General features: G+C 59.7%; 20 protein-coding genes. 16 read left to right on the forward strand and 4 right to left on the reverse strand.

Features of this window, described 5'->3' with window-relative positions:
• Positions 1–44: 44 nt before the first annotated feature.
• A complete protein-coding gene (locus PY649_RS01475) occupies positions 45–1,370 on the reverse strand; it encodes an MFS transporter (protein ID WP_285866312.1) in 1,326 nt (441 codons plus the stop codon).
• Positions 1,371–1,629: 259 nt separating this feature from the next.
• On the opposite strand from PY649_RS01475, the gene aqpZ reads away from it, so the two are divergent.
• The 8 genes from aqpZ to recN all read left to right on the forward strand — a co-directional run bounded on the left by aqpZ (position 1,630) and on the right by recN (position 11,786).
• Positions 1,630–2,316, forward strand: a complete 687-nt coding sequence (aqpZ, locus tag PY649_RS01480; RefSeq protein ID WP_285866313.1) for an aquaporin Z — start codon at positions 1,630–1,632, stop codon at positions 2,314–2,316.
• Between the two features lie 298 nt (positions 2,317–2,614).
• Entirely contained in the window at positions 2,615–3,541 is a 927-nt protein-coding gene (locus tag PY649_RS01485) for a D-alanine--D-alanine ligase (protein WP_285866314.1), read from the forward strand.
• Entirely contained in the window at positions 3,529–4,461 is a 933-nt protein-coding gene (locus PY649_RS01490; protein ID WP_432761311.1) for a cell division protein FtsQ/DivIB, read from the forward strand. The genes PY649_RS01485 and PY649_RS01490 overlap by 13 nt, the downstream gene beginning before the upstream one ends.
• Complete coding sequence (ftsA, locus tag PY649_RS01495) at positions 4,458–5,789, forward strand: cell division protein FtsA (protein ID WP_285866315.1); 1,332 nt, start codon at positions 4,458–4,460, stop codon at positions 5,787–5,789. The genes PY649_RS01490 and ftsA overlap by 4 nt, the downstream gene beginning before the upstream one ends.
• Positions 5,790–5,899: 110 nt before the next feature.
• On the forward strand, positions 5,900–7,654 hold the full coding sequence (ftsZ, locus tag PY649_RS01500) for a cell division protein FtsZ (RefSeq protein ID WP_285866316.1): 1,755 nt from the start codon (positions 5,900–5,902) through the stop codon (positions 7,652–7,654).
• Positions 7,655–7,984: 330 nt separating this feature from the next.
• Positions 7,985–8,941, forward strand: coding sequence for a UDP-3-O-acyl-N-acetylglucosamine deacetylase (lpxC, locus tag PY649_RS01505; RefSeq protein WP_285866317.1), 957 nt, complete (start codon positions 7,985–7,987; stop codon positions 8,939–8,941).
• Positions 8,942–9,230: 289 nt separating this feature from the next.
• Complete coding sequence (locus PY649_RS01510; RefSeq protein WP_285866318.1) at positions 9,231–10,100, forward strand: outer membrane protein assembly factor BamD; 870 nt, start codon at positions 9,231–9,233, stop codon at positions 10,098–10,100.
• 12 nt (positions 10,101–10,112) lie between these two features.
• On the forward strand, positions 10,113–11,786 hold the full coding sequence (recN, locus tag PY649_RS01515) for a DNA repair protein RecN (RefSeq protein ID WP_285866319.1): 1,674 nt from the start codon (positions 10,113–10,115) through the stop codon (positions 11,784–11,786).
• A gap of 86 nt (positions 11,787–11,872) precedes the next feature.
• On the opposite strand, the gene PY649_RS01520 is transcribed toward recN, so the two are convergent.
• Positions 11,873–12,616 (reverse strand): CDP-diacylglycerol diphosphatase, encoded by a 744-nt coding sequence (locus PY649_RS01520; protein WP_285866320.1) that lies wholly within the window; start codon positions 12,614–12,616, stop codon positions 11,873–11,875.
• 270 nt (positions 12,617–12,886) lie between these two features.
• On the opposite strand from PY649_RS01520, the gene ligA reads away from it, so the two are divergent.
• Positions 12,887–15,040, forward strand: coding sequence for an NAD-dependent DNA ligase LigA (gene ligA, locus PY649_RS01525; protein ID WP_285866321.1), 2,154 nt, complete (start codon positions 12,887–12,889; stop codon positions 15,038–15,040).
• A gap of 39 nt (positions 15,041–15,079) precedes the next feature.
• Here ligA and PY649_RS01530 read toward each other — a convergent pair whose 3' ends face one another.
• Positions 15,080–15,616 carry a GNAT family N-acetyltransferase gene (locus PY649_RS01530; RefSeq protein WP_285866322.1) on the reverse strand — a complete coding sequence of 179 codons (537 nt, stop codon included), beginning with the start codon at positions 15,614–15,616 and terminating at the stop codon, positions 15,080–15,082.
• A 387-nt stretch (positions 15,617–16,003) separates the two neighbouring features.
• Here PY649_RS01530 and PY649_RS01535 point away from each other — a divergent pair, with 387 nt between their 5' ends.
• The 5 genes from PY649_RS01535 to PY649_RS01555 all read left to right on the forward strand — a co-directional run bounded on the left by PY649_RS01535 (position 16,004) and on the right by PY649_RS01555 (position 19,768).
• Positions 16,004–17,215, forward strand: coding sequence for a glycosyltransferase family 4 protein (locus tag PY649_RS01535; protein WP_285866323.1), 1,212 nt, complete (start codon positions 16,004–16,006; stop codon positions 17,213–17,215).
• 23 nt (positions 17,216–17,238) lie between these two features.
• The gene (locus PY649_RS01540; RefSeq protein ID WP_285866324.1) at positions 17,239–18,228 is read left to right on the forward strand and encodes an NAD-dependent epimerase/dehydratase family protein; all 990 of its coding nucleotides are present in this window, start codon (positions 17,239–17,241) and stop codon (positions 18,226–18,228) included.
• Between the two features lie 120 nt (positions 18,229–18,348).
• Positions 18,349–18,672 carry an ArsR/SmtB family transcription factor gene (locus PY649_RS01545; protein WP_285866558.1) on the forward strand — a complete coding sequence of 108 codons (324 nt, stop codon included), beginning with the start codon at positions 18,349–18,351 and terminating at the stop codon, positions 18,670–18,672.
• A gap of 49 nt (positions 18,673–18,721) precedes the next feature.
• Positions 18,722–19,165, forward strand: a complete 444-nt coding sequence (locus PY649_RS01550; RefSeq protein WP_285866325.1) for an SRPBCC family protein — start codon at positions 18,722–18,724, stop codon at positions 19,163–19,165.
• Between the two features lie 108 nt (positions 19,166–19,273).
• Positions 19,274–19,768: a CreA family protein gene (locus PY649_RS01555; RefSeq protein WP_432761312.1), complete on the forward strand. Its 495-nt coding sequence runs from the start codon at positions 19,274–19,276 to the stop codon at positions 19,766–19,768.
• A gap of 268 nt (positions 19,769–20,036) precedes the next feature.
• On the opposite strand, the gene PY649_RS01560 is transcribed toward PY649_RS01555, so the two are convergent.
• The gene (locus PY649_RS01560; RefSeq protein WP_285866326.1) at positions 20,037–20,501 is read right to left on the reverse strand and encodes a chemotaxis protein CheW; all 465 of its coding nucleotides are present in this window, start codon (positions 20,499–20,501) and stop codon (positions 20,037–20,039) included.
• Positions 20,502–20,911: 410 nt separating this feature from the next.
• Between PY649_RS01560 and PY649_RS01565 the strand changes: the two genes are divergently transcribed.
• Together PY649_RS01565 and PY649_RS01570 are read left to right on the forward strand one after the other, a co-directional pair.
• On the forward strand, positions 20,912–21,514 hold the full coding sequence (locus tag PY649_RS01565) for an SCO family protein (RefSeq protein WP_285866327.1): 603 nt from the start codon (positions 20,912–20,914) through the stop codon (positions 21,512–21,514).
• A gap of 8 nt (positions 21,515–21,522) precedes the next feature.
• Entirely contained in the window at positions 21,523–22,659 is a 1,137-nt protein-coding gene (locus PY649_RS01570) for an FAD-dependent oxidoreductase (protein WP_285866328.1), read from the forward strand.
• The last annotated feature ends 3 nt before the right edge of the window (positions 22,660–22,662 follow it).

A 22,662-nucleotide genomic window follows, 5' to 3' on the forward strand; every position in this document is an offset into this window, starting at 1 on the left:
GCCCGGCCTTTTCAATTGGTTATGGGGAGGTCCTCGGAACTTCCTTAAACTTCGTCGTTGCCCGACAACAGGATGCCGATCAGCGACAGAGCGGCGGCCAGCGCCAGATAGTAGCCGACATAGACGAGCCCGTAGTTCGACGCGAGCCAGGTGGCGATATAGGGGGCCAGCGAGGCGCCGACGATGCCGCCGAGGTTGAAGGTCATCGAGGCGCCGGTGTAGCGCACGGCCGTCGGGAAAGGGGCGGCAAGTGCGGCGCCGATCGGACCATAAGTGAAGCCCATCAAGGCCAGGCCGATGATCGAGCAAGCGAACGCGCCGGCAAGGCCCGCGGTCAGCAGCGTCGAATAGTACAGGCCGAAGATCAGGATGCCGATCGTCGTCAGGATCAGAACCAGCCGGCGCGAATAACGATCCGACAATAGGCCGGAAAGCGGGATCGTCAGGCCGAAGAAGACGACGCCGACGAGCTGGACGACCAGGAACTGTCCCTGCGAGAAGCCGAGACCCGGGGGGACAGCCGTAAGCGGCCTGGTGCCCCAACTCAGCGTGAACGCGGTCATCAGGTAGAACAACACGAAGGTCGCGACGGCGATGATCGTTCCGAGGATGAGGCTGCGCAGATGCGAGCGGAAGATGACGGCGATGGGAACGGAGACGCGCTCTTCTTTTTCGATCGCGCGCCGGAATTCCGGTGTTTCGGTAATCTTCAGACGCACGTAGAGGCCGATCGCGACCAGCGCCAGGCTGATGAGGAACGGAATGCGCCAGCCATAATTCAGGAAGTCGGCATCCGGCATGCTTTCACGCAGGATCAGGAAGAGACCAGCCGACAGGATGAAGCCGATGGGCGCGCCAAGTTGCGGGAACATGGCGTACCAGGTCCTCTTGCCTTCGGGGGCATTTTCCGTGGCGAGCAACACTGCACCGCCCCATTCGCCGCCGAGGCCAAGGCCCTGGCCGAGACGGCAGAGGGCTAGCAGCAGCGGTGCCAGAATGCCGATCGAATCATAGCCCGGAAGGAGGCCGATCACGACCGTCGAAAAGCCCATGGTCATCAAGGCGGCCACCAGCGTCGCCTTGCGGCCGATCCTGTCGCCGAAATGACCGAAGATCATCGCGCCGATCGGTCGGGCGAAGAAGGCGATGGAGAAGGTCGCGAACGACTGCAGCGTTGCCGAAGTCGGGTCGCTTGCCGGGAAAAACAGCTTCGGGAAGACGATGACCGCTGCCGTCGCATAAACGTAGAAGTCGAAAAATTCAATCGTTGTGCCGATAAGGCTCGCGATCAGAACGCGCGCCGGAGAATTCGCAACAACGCTGTTCGATGACGAGGGGGTCGGCGATAAGGGGGATATCGCGTCGGTCATGGTCCTACCAATTTAGAATATGCCAAGGTTAACTTAGCGGGGAACGTGTGTCCTTAGCGCAATTTTTGTTCGGCGCAAACGTTTGAAAAGCAATAAACCAATAAATGCGTGCTAATCTTTTGCGGCAATCGTTGAGTCGAGGGCATTTGAGCGAACGTTTGCTGTTTTAATGGGCGTTTGTCCGGCGTGTCTTGACCGGAATCTTTTTTTCATAAATGGCTGACTATCGCTCTGGTTGAGGGCTGAGGAGACAGATTTTATGCAGAAAAAACTTATTGCAGAATTTCTTGGAACGTTCTGGCTTGTGTTCGGTGGCTGCGGAAGTGCAATCTTTGCGGCAGCGTTCCCGGGCCTTGGTATTGGTTTTCTAGGTGTTGCGTTCGCGTTCGGGTTGACCGTACTCACCATGGCCTTTGCGGTCGGCGGTGTTTCGGGCGGCCATTTCAATCCGGCTGTTTCAGTCGGTCTGACGGTTGCGGGTCGCTTGCCCGGTTCGCAGCTTATTCCCTATGTCGTTGCCCAGGTCGTCGGCGCCATCGTCGCCGCGGCCGTGCTTTACCTGATCGCCAGCGGCAAGGCTGATTTCCAACTCGGCACTTTTGCCGCCAACGGCTACGGCGAGCATTCGCCGGGCGGCTATTCGATGGTATCGGCGCTGATTGCCGAAATCGTGCTGACGCTGTTCTTCCTGATCGTGATTCTCGGTTCGACCAGCAGCAGGGTGCCGTCCGGGTTCGCGCCGATTGCCATCGGCCTCGCGCTGACGCTGATCCACCTGATCTCGATCCCGATCACCAATACGTCGGTCAATCCGGCCCGTTCCACCGGCCAGGCATTGTTCGTCGGGGGCTGGGCGCTGCAGCAGCTATGGCTGTTCTGGGTGGCCCCGATCGTGGGTGGTGCGCTTGGTGGACTCGCTTGGAAACTTCTCGGCGATCGCGACTGATTCAGTGTTGAAATAAGCCTCAGAAAGGCCCGCGCCGAACACCCCGGCGCGGGCCTATTTGTTTAAAAATTTCTAAAGATCGATATTCAAAAGTAGCAACTCTATGATTCTAATGGCAGAATTCTTCAAGCTGATTTGATTCGAGGAAATCCATGTCGGCGAAAGCGATCGGAAGTTAACGAAAGTAAACGCTTCATTAACCTTAATGTAGTTCTAATGGAGCCGCAAAAGACGTAGCGAGAATCGCAGCTTAGCGGTCCAGCAGGCGTCGATAGAAGTTGGTGAATTGGGGGTATTGATGGGTGGCAAGCATGTGGCTGTCCTTATGGGCGGATTTTCCTCGGAGAGGCCAGTTAGCCTGTCCTCGGGAAAAGCATGCGCCGATGCTCTCGAGTCCGAGGGTTTCGAAGTCACGCGTGTCGATGTGGAGCGCGACGTGTCCGCGCGCCTTGCCGATTTGAAGCCTGATGTCGTCTTCAACGCTCTGCACGGTCCTTTCGGTGAGGACGGCACCATTCAGGGCATCCTTGAATATCTGCAGATCCCTTACACTCATTCCGGTGTGCTTGCGTCCGCGCTCGCGATGGACAAGTCGCGCGCCAAGAAGGTCGCTGATGGCGCCGGCATTCCGGTGGCTGATTCGCGTGTGATGAACCGTTTTGCCATTGTCGGCGAGCACCCGATGCGGCCGCCTTATGTCGTTAAGCCGGTGCGGGAAGGTTCGAGCTTTGGTGTCGTGATCGTCAAGGAAGGTCAAGCGCATCCGCCGCAGATCATTGCCTCTTCCGAGTGGCGCTATGGCGACGAGGTGATGGTCGAGCGCTATGTCTATGGCCGGGAGCTGACGTGCGGCGTCATGGGTGATAAGGCGCTCGGCGTGACCGAGATCGTGCCGCAGGGTCATAGCTTCTACGACTACGATTCCAAATATGCGGAGGGTGGATCAAAACACGTCATCCCTGCTAAAATTTCACCGAATCTTTACCAAAAGATACAAACATTAGCGTTAAGGGCGCATCAAGCTATCGGCTGCCGTGGCGTCAGTCGGTCTGACTTCCGTTATGACGATCGCTTTGCCGAAGAGGGCGAGCTTATCTGGTTGGAAATCAACACCCAGCCCGGCATGACGCCTACCTCGCTGGTGCCCGAAATGGCCGCTCACGCCGGCTACTCCTTTGGCGAATTTCTCCGGTGGATGGTGGAGGACGCGTCTTGTTTGCGCTGACGGTCAAAAATATGAGGCGGTCCCGCCACCGTGTCCCGCTCGCGATCGACGATGTCGAGGATGCGTTCGTGCTGCCGCGGCCAATGCGTCGTGCCGTGCGTTTCCTCGTGAGCCTCGGTTCCGGGCGCGTCAACATTCCGGCCCACACGGGCACGGTCTCCGCTCTCGCTCTTCTGGCTGCGACCGGCCTTTATGGAATGTCAATCGGCGGCCATACGCAGGATGTCGCGCAGGCGACGACCTCGGCTGCGGGCTTTGCCATCGAAGACGTGAAAGTCTCCGGCAACGACCAGACCTCAGAAATCGAAATCCTGCAGCTTCTTGGCCTAGACGGTACGACGTCGCTTGTGGCGCTCGATGCCGATGCGGCTCGCCAGAAGATCGCGAGCCTGCCCTGGGTGCAGAGCGTCGAAGTCCGCAAGGTCTATCCGAAGACGGTCGAGGTGAAGCTTACGGAGCGCAAGGCTTATGCCATCTGGCAGCACGGCTCCGAACTGTCGCTGATCCAGAAGGACGGTAGCGTGATTGCGCCGCTGCGCGACAACAAATTCGCCAAGCTGCCGCTTTTCGTCGGCCGTGATGCCGAAACCGCTGCGGCGTCGATCGATGATGAGTTTGCCAGCTGGCCGGATGTTCGCAGCCATGTGAAGGCGTTCGTGCGTGTCGCCGGCCGCCGTTGGGACCTCTATCTCGACAATGGCGTGATCGTGAAATTGCCGGAAGACAACATTGATGGCGCGCTCGCACGGCTCACCAAGCTCGACAAGGATGAGAGCTTGCTGCAGCGCGACATCGCAGCCGTCGATCTTCGCCTCGATGATCGTACCGCAATCGAATTGACACCGGATGCAGCGCTTCGCCGCCAGGCGGCGTTGGATGCAAGAACCAAGGCTTTGAAGAAAGCAGGGCAGGATACATGAGCTTATTCAGTTCGTCCCATTTCGGTCTGCCGCGCCTGAAGCCGCTGTCATCCAAGCGGTCGCATATCGTATCGGTCCTCGACATCGGCTCGACGAAAGTCGTCTGCATGATCGGTCGGCTGACGCCGCGCGAGGAAAGCCAGGTTCTTCCGAACCGCACGCATAATATAGAGATTATCGGCATCGGCCATCAGCGGTCGCGCGGCATCAAGACCGGTGTGATCGCCGACCTCGATGCATTGGAAAACGTGGTCCGTCTCTCGGTTGATGCCGCCGAGCGCATGGCTGGCCTCACTGTCGACAGTCTGATTGTCAATGTGTCCGCGGGCCGCCTCGGCAGCGACATTTACACGGCCACGATCGATCTGGGCGGTCAAGAAGTCGAATCCAACGATCTGAAGAAGGTGCTTGCCGCCGCTTGCCAGCAATCGCTGCGCCAGGATCGTGCTGTACTGCACTCGCTCGCTACGGGGTACTCGCTTGACGGCGAGCGTGGTATTCGCGATCCGCTTGCCATGTTCGGCGACTCGCTGGGCGTCGACATGCATGTGGTCACCGCCGAGCGCGCAGCCCTTCGCAATCTCGAGCTCTGCATCAATCGTGCGCATCTCTCTGTCGAGGGTATGGTCGCGACGCCTTATGCCAGCGGTCTTGCCGCTCTCGTCGACGACGAAGTCGAGCTCGGCTGCGCCGCGATCGATATGGGCGGTGGCACGACGACGATCTCTGTCTTTGCCGAGGGCAAGCTTGTACACACGGACGCCGTCAGCCTCGGCGGTCATCACGTGACCACCGACCTGGCCCGCGGCCTTTCGACCCGCATCGAGGATGCCGAGCGGCTGAAGGTGGTGCATGCGTCGGCGCTCGCCAATTCTTCGGAAGAGCGCGAACTGATTTCCATCCCGCCGATCGGCGAGGATGAACGCGATCAGCCGACCCAGGTGCCAAGGGCGCTTGTGTCGCGCATCGTCAAGGCCCGCATCGAGGAAACGCTGGAGTTGATTCGCGACCGTATCCAGCGCTCGGGTTTCAGCCCGATCGTTGGCAAGCGCGTCGTTCTGACGGGTGGCGCCAGCCAGCTGACCGGCCTGCCGGATGTGGCGCGCCGCATCCTTGCTCGCAACGTCCGCATCGGCCGCCCGATGGGCGTGTCCGGCTTGCCGACGGCGGCCAAGGGCCCCGCCTTTTCGACGGCAGTGGGACTGATGATCTATCCGCAAGTTGCGGACATGGAGACACATGCGGCGGGCAGCGGTCTGCTCTCGTCGCTTGGGGGTAACAACAGCCGCATCGGCCGCGTTGGCCAATGGCTGAAGGAGAGTTTCTGAGTGCCTGATCCCGGATCGCGGCAAGCGCTTTCCGGGCAGGGGTCAGGCGAGTGAAATATAGTGAATTGGCCGGCGTGGCGATGCGGCCATAAAGAGAAGGAACGGGTACCATGACTATCAAGCTGCATAAGCCAGATATCACCGAGCTGAAGCCGCGTATCACCGTGTTCGGTGTCGGTGGTGGTGGCGGCAATGCCGTCAACAACATGATCACGGCAGGCTTGCAGGGCGTCGATTTCGTCGTCGCCAACACGGATGCGCAGGCACTGACCATGACGAAGGCGGAGCGGATCATCCAGCTCGGCGTCAACGTCACGGAAGGTCTCGGCGCCGGCTCGCAGCCGGAAGTCGGCCGCGCCGCCGCTGAAGAGTGCATCGACGAGATCATCGATCACCTGAACGGTACCCACATGTGCTTCGTAACCGCCGGCATGGGCGGCGGCACTGGTACGGGTGCTGCGCCGGTCGTCGCACAGGCCGCTCGCAACAAGGGCATCCTGACTGTTGGCGTCGTTACCAAGCCCTTCCATTTCGAAGGCGGTCGCCGCATGCGTCTCGCTGAAATGGGCATCCAGGAACTGCAGAAGTCGGTTGACACGCTGATCGTCATTCCGAACCAGAACCTGTTCCGTATCGCCAACGACAAGACGACCTTCGCTGACGCGTTCTCGATGGCCGACCAGGTTCTCTATTCGGGCGTTGCCTGCATCACCGATCTGATGGTGAAGGAAGGTCTCATCAACCTCGACTTCGCCGACGTCCGTTCGGTCATGCGCGAAATGGGCCGCGCTATGATGGGTACCGGCGAGGCTTCCGGCCAGGGCCGTGCAATGCAGGCTGCTGAAGCTGCCATTGCCAACCCGCTGCTCGACGAAACCTCAATGAAGGGTGCGCAGGGCCTGCTGATCTCGATCACCGGCGGCCGTGACCTCACCCTGTTCGAAGTCGATGAAGCTGCGACCCGGATTCGCGAAGAAGTCGATCCTGACGCCAACATCATCCTCGGCGCCACCTTCGACGAATCGCTGGAAGGCATCATCCGCGTTTCGGTCGTCGCAACCGGCATCGATCGCGCAATGAACGAGGCCGCCGACAAGGCCATGGAATTCCGTCCGGTCGCGAAGCCGGCTGTCCGTCCCTCCGCGGCCGTTGCTCCGGCAGTGGCCGCAGCTCAGCCTGCCCATGTCGCGCAGGCACCGAAGGCCGCCGTCGATCCGATCGCACAGACCATCCGCATGTCGGAAGCCGAAATGGAGCGTGAGCTGGAATTCCAGATCGCCCGCCAGCAGCAGCAGGTCATGCAGCAGCCGGTCGCCCAGGAAGAAACCTTCCGTCCGCAGAGCCGTATCTTCGCGGCCGCGCCGGAAGCACAGCCGATGCGTCAGGCTCCGGCTCAGCATCAGCCGGCACCGGTCATGCATCAGCAGCCGGTGATGCAGCATCAGCCGGCGCCTGCGCAGATGCAGCAGCCGGTCCGTCAGGAGCCGATCATCCGACAGGCTCCCGAGCAGGTCCGCATGCCGAAGGTCGAAGATTTCCCGCCGGTCGTTAAGGCCGAGATGGAACATCGTGCTCAGCCGGTTGCCGCCCAGGCTTCGGAAGAGCGTGGTCCGATGGGCTTGCTGAAGCGAATCACCAATTCGCTCGGCCGCCGTGACGAGGACCCAGCTTTCAACGACATGACCGCTTCGGCTCCGAACGCCGCGTCGCAGCAGCGCCGTCCGCTGTCGCCGGAAGCAAGCCTCTACGCACCGCGTCGTGGCCAGCTCGATGAGCAGGGCCGTCAGGTTCCGCAGGCGCGCATGACGACCCAGGAAGACGACCAGCTCGAAATCCCGGCTTTCCTGCGCCGCCAGTCGAACTGATCTGATTTAGACCATCCTATTAATAGGATACTAACCATGTTTATTGAATCCGGGGCTCATCGGCCCCGGATTTCTTTATTTTCGGCCTGTCTTTAATTCTAAAATTACCCAGCAAATTCAAACATCTGCTTTCGTAACAAAGCGAAAGAAACAGTGATTTGGAATGCGATGCCCCGGCGCGTATGTAAGTAACAAGCGAACCTGTGGAATCACATTCAACAACTGTTGCATGTGAATTCGCGGAGTAGGTAACAGACTGAACCAGCAAAGAGGGTAAGGGTCCGAAGATGACCGCCCGGTCTGGGACAGATAGACGAAGGCAGAATTTATATGGCAATCGGATTGCTGGGTTTTCAAACCACCATTGCAAACCCTGTAACACTTTCGGGTATCGGCGTTCATTCCGGCGCCAACGTGTCGATTACGCTCTATCCGGCTGAAGCCGGCACGGGCGTGATCTTCCAGCGCATGCACGACAATGGCGACGTGACCGAGTTGCGCGCAGTTTCCTCGCAGGTGGGCAACACCGATCTCTGTACGGTTCTCGGCTTCTCGCCGGCACGCTCCGTTGCGACCGTCGAACATGTCATGGCGGCGATCTACGCGATCGGCCTGGACAATGTCATTGTCGAAGTATCCGGCGCGGAAATGCCGATCATGGACGGCAGCGCCCATCCCTTCATCGAAGCGATCGAGCAGGTGGGTATCGTTTCGCTCGGCGTCAAGCGCCGTTACATTCGCGTCACCAAGCCTGTGCGAATCGAAGCTGGCGGTTCCTGGTGCGAGTTCCGCCCCTATGACGGTACGCGTTTCGAAGTCGAGATCGACTTCGAATGCCCGTTGATCGGCCGGCAGAAGTGGGAAGGCGATCTGACTGCCAAGACCTTCAAGACCGAGCTGTCGCGCGCTCGCACCTTCGGCTTCATGCGTGATGTCGAACGTCTCTGGGCTTCCGGGCATGCGCTCGGCTCTTCGCTTGAAAATTCCGTCGTCATCTCCGACGACAACACGGTGATCAATGTCGAGGGCTTGCGTTACGCCAAGGACGAATTCGTCCGCCACAAGACGCTGGATGCCGTCGGCGATCTGGCGCTGGCTGGTGCTCAGTTCATCGGCTGCTACCGCTCCTATCGCGGCGGTCACCGCATGAATGCCAATGCTTTGAAGGCCCTGCTGAGCGATCCCTCGGCTTACGATGTCGTCGAGACTTCCGCACCGCGTCAGCGTGCGCATAGCCGCGAATTCGTTGCCATCAACGCTCCCGAATTCGCCCCCTGGTCTGCGTGACCTCCAGGAACCCAGGTGGCAAAGTCGCCGCCCCCGAAAGGGGGCGGCTCTTTTTTTGACAGGAGATTCGTCAACAGTGCTTCAAAGCTGGGGGCAGGGCGTCGTGTTAGGGCAGGCCGAAAACGAAATCTCTTGTCAATACAGCGGCTAAAGCCTGTAATCTCGCGGTCTTTGCCACAAAAATGCGTTAATGCTTCATCATTGCGTTGCCCTGATGGTGCTTTTGCGGCTAGAAACGCCAGCGAAAGAACGCCGTTTCCGCAACGACGGCTAGTGGGACAGTCATCCGATGGGTTTTGCAGGGTCTGAAAGCATGAAGATTACAACACGGGCTTTGCTCGTCTCGCTTCTCCTGGCCGGTACCGGTGCGGTGGTAACGGGTTGCAATACGGACAAGGATATCGACATCACCAAGCTCGGCGTCGAGACCGATCCCCCGGAAACCCTCTACAATCAGGGCCTTGCCAACATCAAGGCCGGCAATATGACGGAAGCCGGCAAGAAGTTCGATGCCATCAACCAGCAGCAGCCCTTCTCCGAATGGGCGCGCAAGGCGATGGTGATGAGCACCTTCGTCAAATATCGTACCGGCGCCTACGATGATGCCGTCCAGACGGGCAACAGCTATCTCAAGCAGTATCCCGGCTCCGAAGATGCGGATTACGTTCAGTATCTCGTCGGTTCGTCCTATGCCAAGCAGATCGTCGACGTAACGCAGGATCAGCGCGCCGCGCAGCAGACGATCGAAGCGATGTCCAAGGTCGTCAGCAACTATCCGAACTCGCAATATGTCAGCGACGCTCAGGCCAAAATTCGTTTTGCCCGCGACCAGCTCGCTGGCAAGGAGATGCAGATCGGCCGCTACTATCTCGAGCGCAAGGATTACCTTGCAGCCATCGCTCGCTTCCGTATTGTTGTCGAGCAATATCCGACGACGAATCAGATCGAAGAGGCGCTGGCACGCCTGGTCGAAGCGTACTACGCCATGGGCATCGTTCCGGAGGCGCAGACGGCAGCCGCCGTTCTCGGCCACAACTATCCGGACAGCCGCTGGTATGCTGATTCCTATAAGCTTCTGAAGACCGGTGGTGTTTCGCCGAATGAAAATGAAGGCTCCTGGATTTCGAGAGCGGGCAAGAAACTTCTTCTTGGGACGTGAGATTGAGCGCACATGCTGGTCCAGCTTTCGATCCGCGATATCGTTCTGATCGAGCGGCTGGATCTTGCCTTTGAAACCGGTCTTTCGGTCCTAACCGGCGAGACCGGTGCGGGCAAATCCATCCTGCTCGACAGTCTTTCGCTGGCCCTCGGCGGGCGCGGCGACGGGGGCCTCGTGCGTCATGGCGAAGATCGCGGCCAGGTGACGGCCGTTTTCGATGTCGGCATGCAGCATGCCGCCCGCAAGCTTCTGCGCGAAAATGGCATCGATGACGACGGCGACCTTATCTTCCGTCGTACCCAATCCGCCGATGGCCGCACCAAGGCTTTTGTCAACGACCAGCCGCTGAGCGTCCAACTGATGCGTCAGGCGGGACAGCTTCTTGTCGAAATTCATGGACAGCATGATGACCGTGCCCTGGTCGATACCGATGCGCACCGCATGCTGCTCGATGCTTTCGCCGGCCTCGCCGAGGAAACCCAATCTGTCGGACGGCTTTACAAGATCTGGCGCGACACCGAGCGGACGCTGAAGAAGCAACGCGAGCAGGTAGAGAACGCCGCGCGGGAAGCTGATTATCTCCGGGCCTCGGTAGAGGAGCTGGAGAAGTTGTCGCCGCAAGATGGCGAAGAGGACGACCTGGCTGAACGGCGCTCACGGATGATGAAGGCGGAGCGCATCGCCGGCGACATCTCGGAGGCCTCGGAGTTCCTCAACGGCAACGCGTCGCCTGTGCCGCACATTGCCTCGCTGGTTCGCCGGCTGGAGCGCAAGAGCCATGAGGCGCCTGGTTTGCTGGAAGATACTGTGGCGCTGCTCGATGCGGCGCTCGATCAGCTCTCGAATGCGCAGATGGAAGTAGAGGCGGCGCTGCGTAAGACGGAATATGATCCGAGAGAATTGGAGCGCGTCGAAGAGCGGCTGTTTGCGCTGCGCGCCGCCTCGCGCAAATATTCTGTGCCGGTTACAGGCCTGCCGGCGCTGGCTCAGAGGATGATCGCCGAGCTCGTCGATCTCGACGCCGGCGAAGAAAGGCTGGAGCGCCTCGATGCGGAGCTCGCCGTTGCCAAGGCTGATTACGATGCCGCCGCGCGCAGCCTCTCGGACAAGCGCCGTCACGCCGGCGAAGCGCTTGCCGCCGCGGTCATGGCAGAGCTGCCGGCGCTGAAACTGGAGCGGGCGCGCTTCATGGTGGAGATCACCACCGACGCCGACGAAGCAACGGCCGAGGGCATCGATGTCGTCGAATTCCATGTGCAAACCAATCCGGGGACGCGGCCGGGGCCGATCATGAAGGTCGCCTCCGGCGGTGAGCTGTCGCGTTTCCTGCTGGCGCTGAAGGTGGCGCTTGCCGATCGTGGTTCGGCGCCGACCTTGGTCTTCGACGAAATCGACACCGGCGTCGGCGGTGCGGTGGCAGACGCCATCGGCCAGCGGCTGAAGCGCCTCTCGGAGCGTGTTCAGGTGCTCTCGGTCACCCACGCGCCGCAGGTCGCCGCACGCGCCGCAACCCATCTGCTGATCTCCAAGGGGCCTGTCGCCGATAATTCCGAAAAGATCTCCACGCGGGTTGCCACAATGGAACCGAAGGACCGCACGGAGGAAATCGCCCGCATGCTCGCCGGCGCTTCGGTGACCGAAGAGGCGAGGGCGGCCGCCAAGCGCTTGCTGGCTGGCAACGGCTGATCGGTATCCACGTCCTGTCGTCCGATTTTTCCGGTCTGCTCCAGCAGATGCCAGGGATGGCTGTTTTCGGCCCGAAGCGGACCGCCCTAGGGCTGGCACTTAGGATCAATCATATCCTCTGCGGATCCGCGGAATTTGTTTGCCCCGATTATTCTCGCCAAAATGTAGAAGCCATGCTGCCCGTCCGGCAACGTAGAGCCAAAGACGCCGACTACCACGTTTTGCATGTTGGAGCGGGCTCCGTCGACACCGTCTGCGACAAGCTTCAGCGGGTTCAAATTTGAGAGGTCATCGGCCGTATGGAAGGTTGCCCACCAACCGGCGTTGGTCTTCAGGTTTGTAAACCGGCCGCTTCCAATCTCCGTGCTATGGGTCTTCAGCAGGGCGCGAAAGCGGGGTGTCTCGCACCCCATATGGATATGAAGCCGATCTTGCGTGCGCCAACTGGCGGCATTTATCGCCAACGCAAAATCCTGCGGCGGAGCCTTCGATGCGCGCAAGCCGATTGCGGCCGATTGCTCTTTCCACGCAGCGTCGAAATAGTTCGGCGCTCCCGCCGTCAGAAGCCGGGGGTCTTCGATGCCCGGCACGTCGGCTAGTGGCGCAAGAATGGTGCGCTCCTTGTCGGTCGGCTCGCGAAGAACGGCATAGGAAGACAAGGGATCCCGCGCCTGGACAATCTTGAGGCACGGATACGGCGATCCTGTCATGGTCGCGTTAATCTCGCAGGCTCTAACGACCAGCCCCAAAGCAGAGCGGCTGACGAATGAGCTCATGATTATAACGACAATAACGAGAGAAATAGAGAGAACGGCGGGACGATGCTTCATACGTGATTTCGAATTTTTGCTGAGGAGCCCATCGTTTCCGAGGAGCTGGCTCCCATTGATACCTTACGTCAAATTGCTTTCTATAGGCGTAACACCGCGAATGACTGCTTGTCGCGCAAAGTTGTCGTGAACGCCAGCATCACGGCAGGTTGCGTCTGCCACCGGATACCAGATTTTTCTCTTTGTTTTTGCGTGCACGGAATGGAAAACCGCTTCGCACTTTTCCGGGAACTGCTCTAAAACATCTCCGAATTCGGGGAGTGTAGATTCATGAGCACTGAACAGAAGCCAGTCGAGGATTTGACCGAAGCAGAAGCGGCCGCGGCACTGGCCCACCTGGCAGCCGAGATTGCGCGAAATGATGCGCTCTATCACGGCCAGGACGCGCCTCAGATTTCGGATGCGGAGTATGATGCGTTGAAACGGCGCAACGATGCCATCGAAGCTCGTTTCCCGGCGTTGATTCGCGCCGACAGCCCATCACGTCGGGTCGGCATTGCGCCCTCCGAAACCTTTGCGCCCGTTGTGCACGCAAGGCCGATGCTGTCGCTCGACAATACTTTTTCGCAGGAAGACGTGCAGGATTTCGTCGCTGGCGTCTATCGTTTCCTTGGCCGGTTGCCGGATCAGTCGATCGCCTTTACCGCCGAGCCGAAGATCGACGGGCTTTCCATGTCGATCCGCTATGAAAACGGCCGCATGGTAAACGCTGCGACGCGCGGCGACGGCACGACCGGCGAAAACGTCACCGCCAATATCCGCACCATCAAGGAAATCCCCCAGACCTTGCCCGCCGGCGCCCCCGCGGTCGTGGAAGTGCGCGGCGAGGTCTATATGGCCAAGAGCGATTTCCTGGCGCTGAATGCGCAGATGGAAGCGGAGGGGAAGCAGACCTATGTCAATCCGCGCAATACCGCGGCCGGCTCGCTGCGCCAGCTCGACCCGAAGATCACAGCCAGCCGCAAGCTGAAATTTTTCGCCTATGCCTGGGGAGAGATGTCCGACATGCCGGCCGACACGCAGCTCGGCATGGTGCAGACCTTCGGCAAATGGGGTTTTCCGATCAATCCGCTGATGGAGCGGCTGAATTCGGTCGCCGACATTCTCGCGCATTATGACGAAATCGGCCTCCAGCGTCCCGACCTCGATTATGACATCGACGGCGTCGTCTACAAGGTCGACAGCCTTGAGCTGCAGGCGCGGCTCGGCTTCCGTTCGCGTTCGCCGCGCTGGGCGACCGCGCATAAATTCCCGGCCGAGCAGGCATTCACCCGACTGGTGGGCATCGATATCCAGGTGGGCCGCACGGGCGCGCTGACGCCGGTCGCGCGGCTGGAGCCGATTACCGTCGGCGGCGTGGTCGTGACCAACGCGACGCTGCATAATGCCGACTACATCAAGGGCATCGGCAACAAGGGCGAGCCGATCCGAGATGGCCGCGATATCCGCGTCGGCGACATGGTGATCGTGCAGCGCGCCGGGGATGTCATTCCGCAGATCGTCGACGTTGTGCTGGATAAGCGGGAAGCGTCGAGCGTTCCTTACGAATTTCCCAAAGTGTGTCCCGTCTGCGGCAGCCATGCGGTGCGTGACATCAATGAAAAGACCGGCAAGGTCGATGCGGTTACGCGCTGCACCGGCGGCTTTATCTGCAGGGCGCAGGCCACGGAACATCTGAAGCACTTCGTGTCGCGCAATGCCTTCGACATCGAGGGCCTTGGCTCCAAGCAGATCGATTTCTTCTTCGAGAACGAGGATCCGGCGCTTCTGGTGCGCACCGCGCCCGATATTTTCACATTGGAAAGACGCCAGCAGTCCTCGCTTACCAAGCTGGAGAATATCGACGGCTTCGGTAAGGTCAGCGTTTCCAAGCTTTATGCGGCCATCAACGAGCGGCGCGATATCGCTCTGCACCGGTTCATCTTTGCGCTCGGCATCCGCCATGTTGGCGAGACCACGGCAAAGCTGCTGGCTCGCTCCTACGGCAGTTACGAAGCCTTCGAGGTGGGGATGAAGGAGGCGGCGCCTCTTGCGGGAGACGCATGGAACGACCTCAACAATATTGAAGGCATCGGCGAAGTCGTGGCGCGCGCCATCGTCGAATTCTACAAGGAACCGCGCAACATCGCCGTGATCTCGAAGCTGCTTGAAGAAGTGCGGCCGCAAGAGGCAGAGCAGCCGACCACATCGGGCAGTCCCGTTGTCGGCAAGACGGTGGTCTTCACCGGATCGCTCGAGAAATTCACCCGGGATGAAGCCAAAGCCAAGGCCGAAAGTCTCGGTGCCAAGGTTTCCGGCTCGGTTTCGAAAAAGACCGACATCGTCGTCGCCGGACCGGGCGCGGGTTCGAAGCTGGACAAGGCGCGGGAATTCAACGTGCAGGTCATGACCGAGGATGAGTGGCTGGCGTTGATCGGGGGATGATCGACGGCGGCGGATCGAAGGACCGCCGCGCGTCGCTACTTACATCCTCACACGCGCCATCGTGAACGCATCCACGTATTCGCCGTTACGAAACGCAAAGGCTCTGAGTCTGCCCTCGGTTTCGAAACCGAATTTCTCGTAAAGCCGGATCGCAGGTCCGTTGTCGACATAGACGGTCAATTCCAGGCGTTTGATCGCCAGCCAATTGTCAGCGGTGTCGACCAGGGCGGCAAGCAGCGCCGAGCCGATGCCCCTGCCGGTAAATTCGTCGTGGACGCCCATGCCGAGGTGGGCGGTGTGAATCTGTCGGCCGGAGTGGCGACGCATGCCGGCATTGCCGACGACTTGTCCACTGAGGACAGCAACGAGATTGATCGAATCGGCAGCGGGCTTTTCCAGCCATTGCCTTGTTTCTTCAACGCTCTGAAAGGGTAGGCGAAGGGTGCCGGCGCGGTAGCCGGGCAGATTGGCGATGAGGGCTACCGCTTCGGCGTCGGATGGTCGTGCAGCGCGGATTTCGCACGCGTCCGGTTCTCGAAATTGTCGCTCGTCTGGATCTTGTGATTCGGAATCCATGTTGCTCTCCTTGAGGTTCAGGAGGAGAGCAGAGCCTTCGAACCCTGCTCGCCTCGGCAGGGTTGAAAGGGATCGCAGTCAGCTTAACGCAATGCTGCTCCCACTCTCCCTGCAAGGGGCGAGGTGGTGAGAAGATGCATTACGATGGCACAGTTTGCGATCATGGGCTGAACTTTCAGAGTTTTTTTCCGGAAGTCAACTCCCCTAAGGGAAGTAACAGGGGTTGCAGGCCTACTCGCGCATGCCGTGCGACTGCCCGCCTTAATTCGAAAGGATGAATTGTTTTCTGACCCTAACAGGCCGCTGAATACCGCCAGGGGCATGATGTAAAAGGCGAATCCCTTTCGTTGGGCCCCACGCAAATGCTGTTGGTGAGTGTCGGGTTCTATGCGTCTAATACTTGTCAACGATGTTTCGATCATTCGCGGCGGCGCGACCAAAGTGGCGTTGCAATGTATCGATGCGAGCCGGCAGGCCGGGCTGAATTGCGCCATCCTGGTCGGCGATGACGGGGAAGGGCTGAAGCCACGCTTTGCGGGCATCCGTACGGTCGCCCTTGGCGAACGACCGCTGCGCGACGGACCTAGCTTCACCGACGTCTTCGAGAAAAACTACAACAAGCGTGCCTACGATGCGCTGGACGCGCTGCTGAAGGAAACGGATGAAGAGACTGTCGTCCATGTGCACGGCTGGTCGCAGATTCTCTCGCCATCGATCTTCTATGCCCTCGCCAAACATAAGGCCAAGGTCATCATCACGGCGCATGATTTCTTCCTGAGCTGTCCGAACGGAGGGCTGATCAATTTCCAAACCGGTACGATCTGTGATGTCCGCCCGCTGTCGGCGGAGTGTCTTGCGACCAATTGCGACAAGCGCAACTACCTCCATAAACTCTGGCGCTTTCGCCGCACGTTGACCCAACGTGGCGTTGGAGAGGAGTTCTGGAGCCGCGTCGGCATCGTGCTGGCGCATGAGAGCATGGAAGCCTATCTGCGCTCCGGTCCGCTGCAACATTTTCTGACGTTGCGCACGCCAACCGAGCCCCTGACGCCAGTCCCCGTGGAGGCCTGGCGCAATCGGCGCACCGTTTTCTTGGGACGGATGTGCTGGGAGAAAGGCGTTCGCACGCTCGCAGACGCATTAAACAAGACCGGGCGAACGGCGACGCTGATCGGCCGTGGCCCGCTGCTCGACGAGATGCAGCGGGCGTTGCCTCACTGTTGGGTGCCGGGTTGGCTGGCTGATGAGGAGGTGACGGCGCTGGCGGGGGAGGCGCGCGTCTTCATCATGCCGTCGCGTATGCCCGAACCCTACGGACTGGTGGCCGCCGAGGCGCTGATGTCCGGCATTCCCGTCATCGTCAGCAGCAATGCGCTGATTGCCGCCGAGGTAGAGCGGAACGGCGCGGGGCTGGTCTTTAGAAGCGGCGACGCCGGTTCGCTGGCAGAACGTTTGGCGAGCACCGATGACGACAAGCTGATGCGGGGACTTTGCGAAGGCGCGCTTGCGCTTGGCCAACGAATTGCGCCGAGCAAGGCGGAGTGGGGACGGCGCATGGTCGATATTTATACGGGCAGGAGCGGTTTCTTCGCTCAATAATTCAATAAAAAAGGGGGCATCACATGGCGCGGGCATTGGTAACGGGTGGTTGTGGTTTTGTTGGGAGGCATCTGATCAGGCGGTTATTGACCGAGGGGCTGGATGTCGTTTGTGTCGATCAATTGGTGGAAGGAACGGGGGCGCGACATCCCGATCTTTGGCAGCGTTTTCCCGGATCGCGCTTTAGTTTTTTCGAGGAGGACTGCCGCGCTTTCTTTTCCCGTCCGTTGGAACATTTCGATTATGTGTTCCATCTCGCGGCGCTAGTCGGCGGCCGCGTCACGCTGGAGGCCCGCACGCTCGATGTGGCCGAGGATCTGGCGGTGGATACGGAATTGTGGAAATGGGCCGCGCACGCCAAACCGGGCTGCGTCGTATTCTTCAGCTCCAGTGCGGCCTATCCCATCTCGCTGCAGACGGTCGCGAACCATCGGCTGCTTTCGGAGGATATGATTTCTTTCCAGGCCGCCATCGGCGTGCCCGATCTTAGCTACGGATGGGCGAAATTGACCGGCGAATATCTGATGAAACTCTATGTCGAGCGCTATGGCAGCCGGGCCATCGCCTATCGGCCGTTCAGCGGCTATGGCGAGGATCAGGATCTTGCCTATCCATTTCCAGCCATTTGCCGCCGCCTGCTTGAGGAAAGAGGTGCCGCGGAAGTTGTCGTCTGGGGGTCCGGCCGACAATGCCGGGACTTCATCCATATCGATGACTGCATCGATTTCATCTGGCAAACCAAGGAACTCCTGCCGGATGGCGCCAGCCTCAACCTTTCGACCGGCAGGGCTACCTCCTTCATGGAATTGGCGGGAACCATCGCCCGGCAAATCGGGTGGAGTCCTGCCGTAAACGGCCGCTGCGATCGCCCCGAGGGCGTTTTCTATCGCTGTGGCGACACGGCCCTTCAGCGCTCCTACGGGCTCTCTCCACGCGTCAGCCTGGAGGAGGGAATCGCGCGGATGCTCGATCATCTGCGCATGGAGCAGGATCAATACGCCATCGCTATCTGACGAGCAAAGCTCTGCCTTGATCGTTTTTCCCATCGCGGCCTCCGAACATGTCGCTTGACATGCAACCAAATAGTTGCCTATAAGATCATTAATAGGCAACTAAATGGTTCCATGATTGGTATGAACGACGATGCGGTTTTTCGAGCTTTGGCGGATGCAAGCCGGCGGCAGTTGCTCGACCGGCTATACGATCAGAACGGCCAGACGCTCGGCGAGCTCTGCCAGGGGCTGGAGATGACGCGGCAGGCGGTGGCGAAGCATCTCGCCATCCTGGAGGAAGCGAACCTCGTGTCCGTGCAATGGCAGGGCAGGGAGAAGCTGCATTTCATCAATCCCGTACCGATCAACCATATCGCCGAACGCTGGATCAACAAGTTCGAGCGCCGGCAATTGAGTGCTCTTTCCGCTCTCAAGAAAGCTCTGGAGGGCGATAGCGGCCAGTAGCGGCCACCAGATCACGGTGAACAGCAAACCCAACAAGAGGAGAAATATCATGACCGGAAGCAGCTTTGTTTATGTCACCTACATCCGCACCACACCGGATAAGCTCTGGACGGCGCTGACGACGCCGGAATTCATCAAGAAATATTGGTTCAATATCCAGCACGAGACCGATTGGAAGGTCGGCTCACCATGGAAGATGACTTACCCGGACGGCCGGATAACCGACACCGGTGAAATCGAGGCCTTCGATCCGCCGAAGCGTCTAGCCATCAAATGGCGAAATGAATTCATGCCCGAATTGAAGGCCGAGGGCTGGTCGCAATGCGTGATGGACATCGAGCCGCTGGGGGATTCGGTAAAGCTCACCGTCACCCATACAATGGAACTCGAAAACGCCAAGTTCATCGGTGCCGTCTCCGGCGGTTGGCCGAAGATTCTCTCCAACCTCAAGTCGCTCCTGGAGACCGGGGAGGTCGTGTTGAAAGAAAAATGAGGGATAGCGGGGCGCTTACGGAGCGCCCCGACCTCCTTGCATCGCCGAACCGCCATCTTACCTTAGCGGTGCCGCGGCTCGACCGGCGGCGATGTTGGAGGATGTTCGATGATTTCACTGATATTGCATGCCGCCATTGCCGCGTCGCTCCTGGCACTGGCGCCTGTTTCCGCCTCGGCCGAGATTGTCGGCAAGGTTGGGGTGGATTGGACCGGCAACGATATTCTGGTCGACGCCGTGCCTGATCCGGAAGTATCCGGCGTCACCTGCCACGTCACCTATTTCGACCGCAGCGTCATCGACCGGCTGAAGAACGGCAACTGGTTCGAGGACCCCTCCAACAACTCCATTGCGTGCCGTCAGACCGGACCGATCGAGATCGGCAATATCAGCCTATCGGAGGGCGGCGAGGAAGTGTTTCGCGCCGGCTTGTCGCTGATCTGGAAGAAGCTGGTGGTCAACCGAATCTATGACAAGAAAAACGACACGCTGATCTATCTCATCCATTCGCGCGAATTGACCGACGGTTCGGCGAAAATGGCGATTTCGACCATTCCGCTGTTCGGTCAAAACGTTACCTGGAAGAACGGCAAGCCCGAATAGCATTACCGGGATACCGCACCTGCAATCGTCAAGGGGATTGTACCAAAAAAAGTCCGGCTGTTTGGTTGCTGAATAGCTCTCGGTCGCTTTCGAGCTGCACCGTTTTGGTGCAGTTCTAGGGGCGAACGTGGAAGTGCTGCTTCCATCTGTTCACGGCCTGCTCGACTGGCGCACCGGCAAACACCCCTGCCGACGTCGGTCTCACAAACACAATCGCCCTGAAGCTGTTGCTCCAGGGCGATTTTGATTTGCGGCATTTTCCGGAAAATCAGGCAGCCTGAGCCAGCTCGTCTGCAATGACGGTGTCGAGGTTCAGGAAGCAAACCATCGTCTTTTCCAGCGCCACGATACCGCGGCAGAACGCGCGCTGCGCTTCGGGGATAATTTCCGGCGCCGGCTGCAGATCTTCGCTCTTGATGCTCATCATGTCGGAAACCTGCTCTACCAGCAGGCCGACGAGTTTGCCGGCGATATCGGTGACGATGATGGCGGAGCGTTCGGACGGTTCGGTCATTTTCATGCCGAGGCGGCAGGCCATGTCGATGACCGGGATCACCGCGCCGCGCAGGTTGATGAGGCCGAGCACGTAGGGCGGCGTATGCGGCATCGGTGTCACGGGTGCCCAACCGCGGATTTCGCGGATGGCCATGATGTCGATGCAGAATTCCTGGTCGCCGAGATGGAAGGAGACGATCTCCAGATAGGCGCCCGATTGTTTGATGGCATTCGTCATGGTCAAGAACTTCCCGTTTGGCGCCGGCGGCAGGCGGCGGTAGTGATTGAAAAGGGATCGGCTGGGGCGGCGCGGGGCTGCGACAGCGTCCGATGGCTTTGGCGCTTGAAAAACGCTTTGCTGCACCGGCGGGCGTCATGCCCTTCTGAAAAAAGATCAATCTGCCGCATATCCGGCGGCTGGCGAGTCGGACTTCGCCTCTGTGTTTCGATGTTGGCGCGGAGTGGTTAGGATTGGTTTAACACGGGGCCGATTCCGTATCTTTGCGCTCAGCACCTTGGTATCGAGATGTATCGGTACGCTCAAAAACATCTTCTTGAATTGCCTCCTCCACTTCAACCGGCTACACCCACGCAATGATGCCCGCCGCCAACATATCGAGCCGTGGCGGGTGGTGAGGAAGAGCAGCGATGAAGACCGTGCGGATTGTTGTCTGGATAGCCGTAGTGATTGTGGCCGGGCTGTTGGGCTGGCTGAGCTTTGGGATCACCAGGGCGCCGGACGTCGCGAGTGCAGGCCCGTATGGGGTGCCGTTCACGCTGGTTGCACAGAATGGCCAGCCGATCAGCGACCAGGCATTGCGCGGCAAACCGTCGGCGCTGTTCTTTGGCTACACGCATTGCCCCGACGTCTGCCCGACGACCCTGTTCGAGTTGAACGGCTGGATGCAGAAGGTTGATCCCGATGGCACGAAGCTCAACGCTTTTTTCGTGACCGTCGATCCGGAGCGCGACACACCGGCGATCATGAACCAGTATGTCTCCAATGTCTCGAGCCGCATCACCGGCATTTCGGGCGATCCCGACAAGGTGATGGAAATGGTCAAGGGCTTCAGGGTCTACGCCAAGAAAGTTCCGCTCGACGAGAAGGACCCGAATGGTGATTATAGCATGGATCACACCGCCTCGGTCTTCCTGCTCGACTCTGCCGGTCGTTTCGCGGGCACGATCGCCTATCAGGAAGATCCGGACGTAGCGGTCAAGAAACTGGAGAACCTGATCAAGAAGGGATAGGAGCGCCGATGGGGGACGGGGCGAAGGCCAAATCCATCCTGATTGCGGGTGCAGGCCCCGCCGGCCTGACCGCGGCGCTGGAACTTGCCCGCCGCGGCTTTGTCCCGCGCATCGTCGATGATGGGCCAGGGCCAGCACCCCTGGAGGAGAGCCGGGCTCTCGGCATCAATGCCCGCACCTTGACGCTGCTTTCGGCAGCTGGCGTTACCGATCACATTGTCGCGGCCGCTCAGCCGATCGCCCATTTCCGCCTCCGTTCCGGAGCGAAAATTCTTGCCAATGTCGATACGAGGCGGTTGCCCGGCCGCTTTTGCGCTATTCATGGCCTGGCGCAGGGCGCAACCGAGCGGCTGTTGATCGAAGCGCTTGCGGACTACCGCATCGCCCCGGAATGGCAGACGGCCGTCGAGCCGGAAACGATCGCCGATCCCTTGAAGCCGGAGGTGACGCTGCGGCGCGCCGACGGAACCATGGAAACGGTTCGCCCCGATATCCTCGTCGGTGCCGACGGTGCGCACTCGGCCATTCGCAAGGCGCTTGGGGCCGGTTTTCCCGGTGAGGCGCTGGAGGCTCATTTCTATCTCGCCGATTTTCGGTATCAGAAACCGGTCGATGCACATTTCGCCGAAATCACGCTTTGCGATCCCGGTATGCTCGGACGTTTGCCCGTGTCTGCCGATGTCCTGCGCTACATCTCGACATTGGAAGATTTCGAAAGCCGAATCGTTCATCCGGAGGTGGTCGCCGAGAAGACGTGGGCCTCGCAGTTCCGCATCCATTTTCGCCATGTCGAGCCGATGGCCAAGGGCAACGTTTTCCTGGCGGGTGATGCGGCCCATATTCATTCGCCGGCGGGAGCCCGCGGCATGAATCTCGGCATAGAGGATGCCTGTTGGCTCGCCTGGCTCATTGCGGAAGGCCGCGAACAGGAGTATTCGGCGCTCAGAATTCCAGCCGTGAAACAGGTGCTGAAGCAGACCTACGGCCTGACCCGCCTGGTCACCATGAAAAATCCGCTGGCGATTGCCGCGCGCAATCTGTTCGCACCGCTGCTTCTGCGTTTCGGGCCGGTGCGGCGTCAGTTGCTTCATAGTATAGCCGGCTATGACACGCCAACGCCGCCATGGATCGACTGGGCCGAATAAGAA

Source organism: Rhizobium mayense (genome assembly GCF_030272705.1).
Lineage (GTDB): Bacteria > Pseudomonadota > Alphaproteobacteria > Rhizobiales > Rhizobiaceae > Rhizobium > Rhizobium mayense.

Bases quoted from the DNA above. Each gene is read 5' to 3' on its own strand.
- PY649_RS01565 (WP_285866327.1), top strand. From the start codon at position 20,912: ATGAAGACCGTGCGGATTGTTGTCTGGATAGCCGTAGTGATTGTGGCC.
- lpxC (WP_285866317.1), top strand. From the start codon at position 7,985: ATGGCAATCGGATTGCTGGGTTTTCAAACCACCATTGCAAACCCTGTA.
- aqpZ (WP_285866313.1), top strand. From the start codon at position 1,630: ATGCAGAAAAAACTTATTGCAGAATTTCTTGGAACGTTCTGGCTTGTG.
- PY649_RS01570 (WP_285866328.1), top strand. From the start codon at position 21,523: ATGGGGGACGGGGCGAAGGCCAAATCCATCCTGATTGCGGGTGCAGGC.
- PY649_RS01530 (WP_285866322.1), bottom strand. From the start codon at position 15,616: ATGGATTCCGAATCACAAGATCCAGACGAGCGACAATTTCGAGAACCG.
- PY649_RS01535 (WP_285866323.1), top strand. From the start codon at position 16,004: ATGCGTCTAATACTTGTCAACGATGTTTCGATCATTCGCGGCGGCGCG.
- ftsA (WP_285866315.1), top strand. From the start codon at position 4,458: ATGAGCTTATTCAGTTCGTCCCATTTCGGTCTGCCGCGCCTGAAGCCG.
- ligA (WP_285866321.1), top strand. From the start codon at position 12,887: ATGAGCACTGAACAGAAGCCAGTCGAGGATTTGACCGAAGCAGAAGCG.
- ftsZ (WP_285866316.1), top strand. From the start codon at position 5,900: ATGACTATCAAGCTGCATAAGCCAGATATCACCGAGCTGAAGCCGCGT.
- PY649_RS01560 (WP_285866326.1), bottom strand. From the start codon at position 20,501: ATGACGAATGCCATCAAACAATCGGGCGCCTATCTGGAGATCGTCTCC.
- PY649_RS01475 (WP_285866312.1), bottom strand. From the start codon at position 1,370: ATGACCGACGCGATATCCCCCTTATCGCCGACCCCCTCGTCATCGAAC.
- PY649_RS01550 (WP_285866325.1), top strand. From the start codon at position 18,722: ATGACCGGAAGCAGCTTTGTTTATGTCACCTACATCCGCACCACACCG.
- PY649_RS01540 (WP_285866324.1), top strand. From the start codon at position 17,239: ATGGCGCGGGCATTGGTAACGGGTGGTTGTGGTTTTGTTGGGAGGCAT.
- PY649_RS01510 (WP_285866318.1), top strand. From the start codon at position 9,231: ATGGGTTTTGCAGGGTCTGAAAGCATGAAGATTACAACACGGGCTTTG.
- PY649_RS01545 (WP_285866558.1), top strand. From the start codon at position 18,349: ATGAACGACGATGCGGTTTTTCGAGCTTTGGCGGATGCAAGCCGGCGG.
- recN (WP_285866319.1), top strand. From the start codon at position 10,113: ATGCTGGTCCAGCTTTCGATCCGCGATATCGTTCTGATCGAGCGGCTG.
- PY649_RS01555 (WP_432761312.1), top strand. From the start codon at position 19,274: ATGATTTCACTGATATTGCATGCCGCCATTGCCGCGTCGCTCCTGGCA.
- PY649_RS01485 (WP_285866314.1), top strand. From the start codon at position 2,615: ATGGGTGGCAAGCATGTGGCTGTCCTTATGGGCGGATTTTCCTCGGAG.
- PY649_RS01520 (WP_285866320.1), bottom strand. From the start codon at position 12,616: ATGAAGCATCGTCCCGCCGTTCTCTCTATTTCTCTCGTTATTGTCGTT.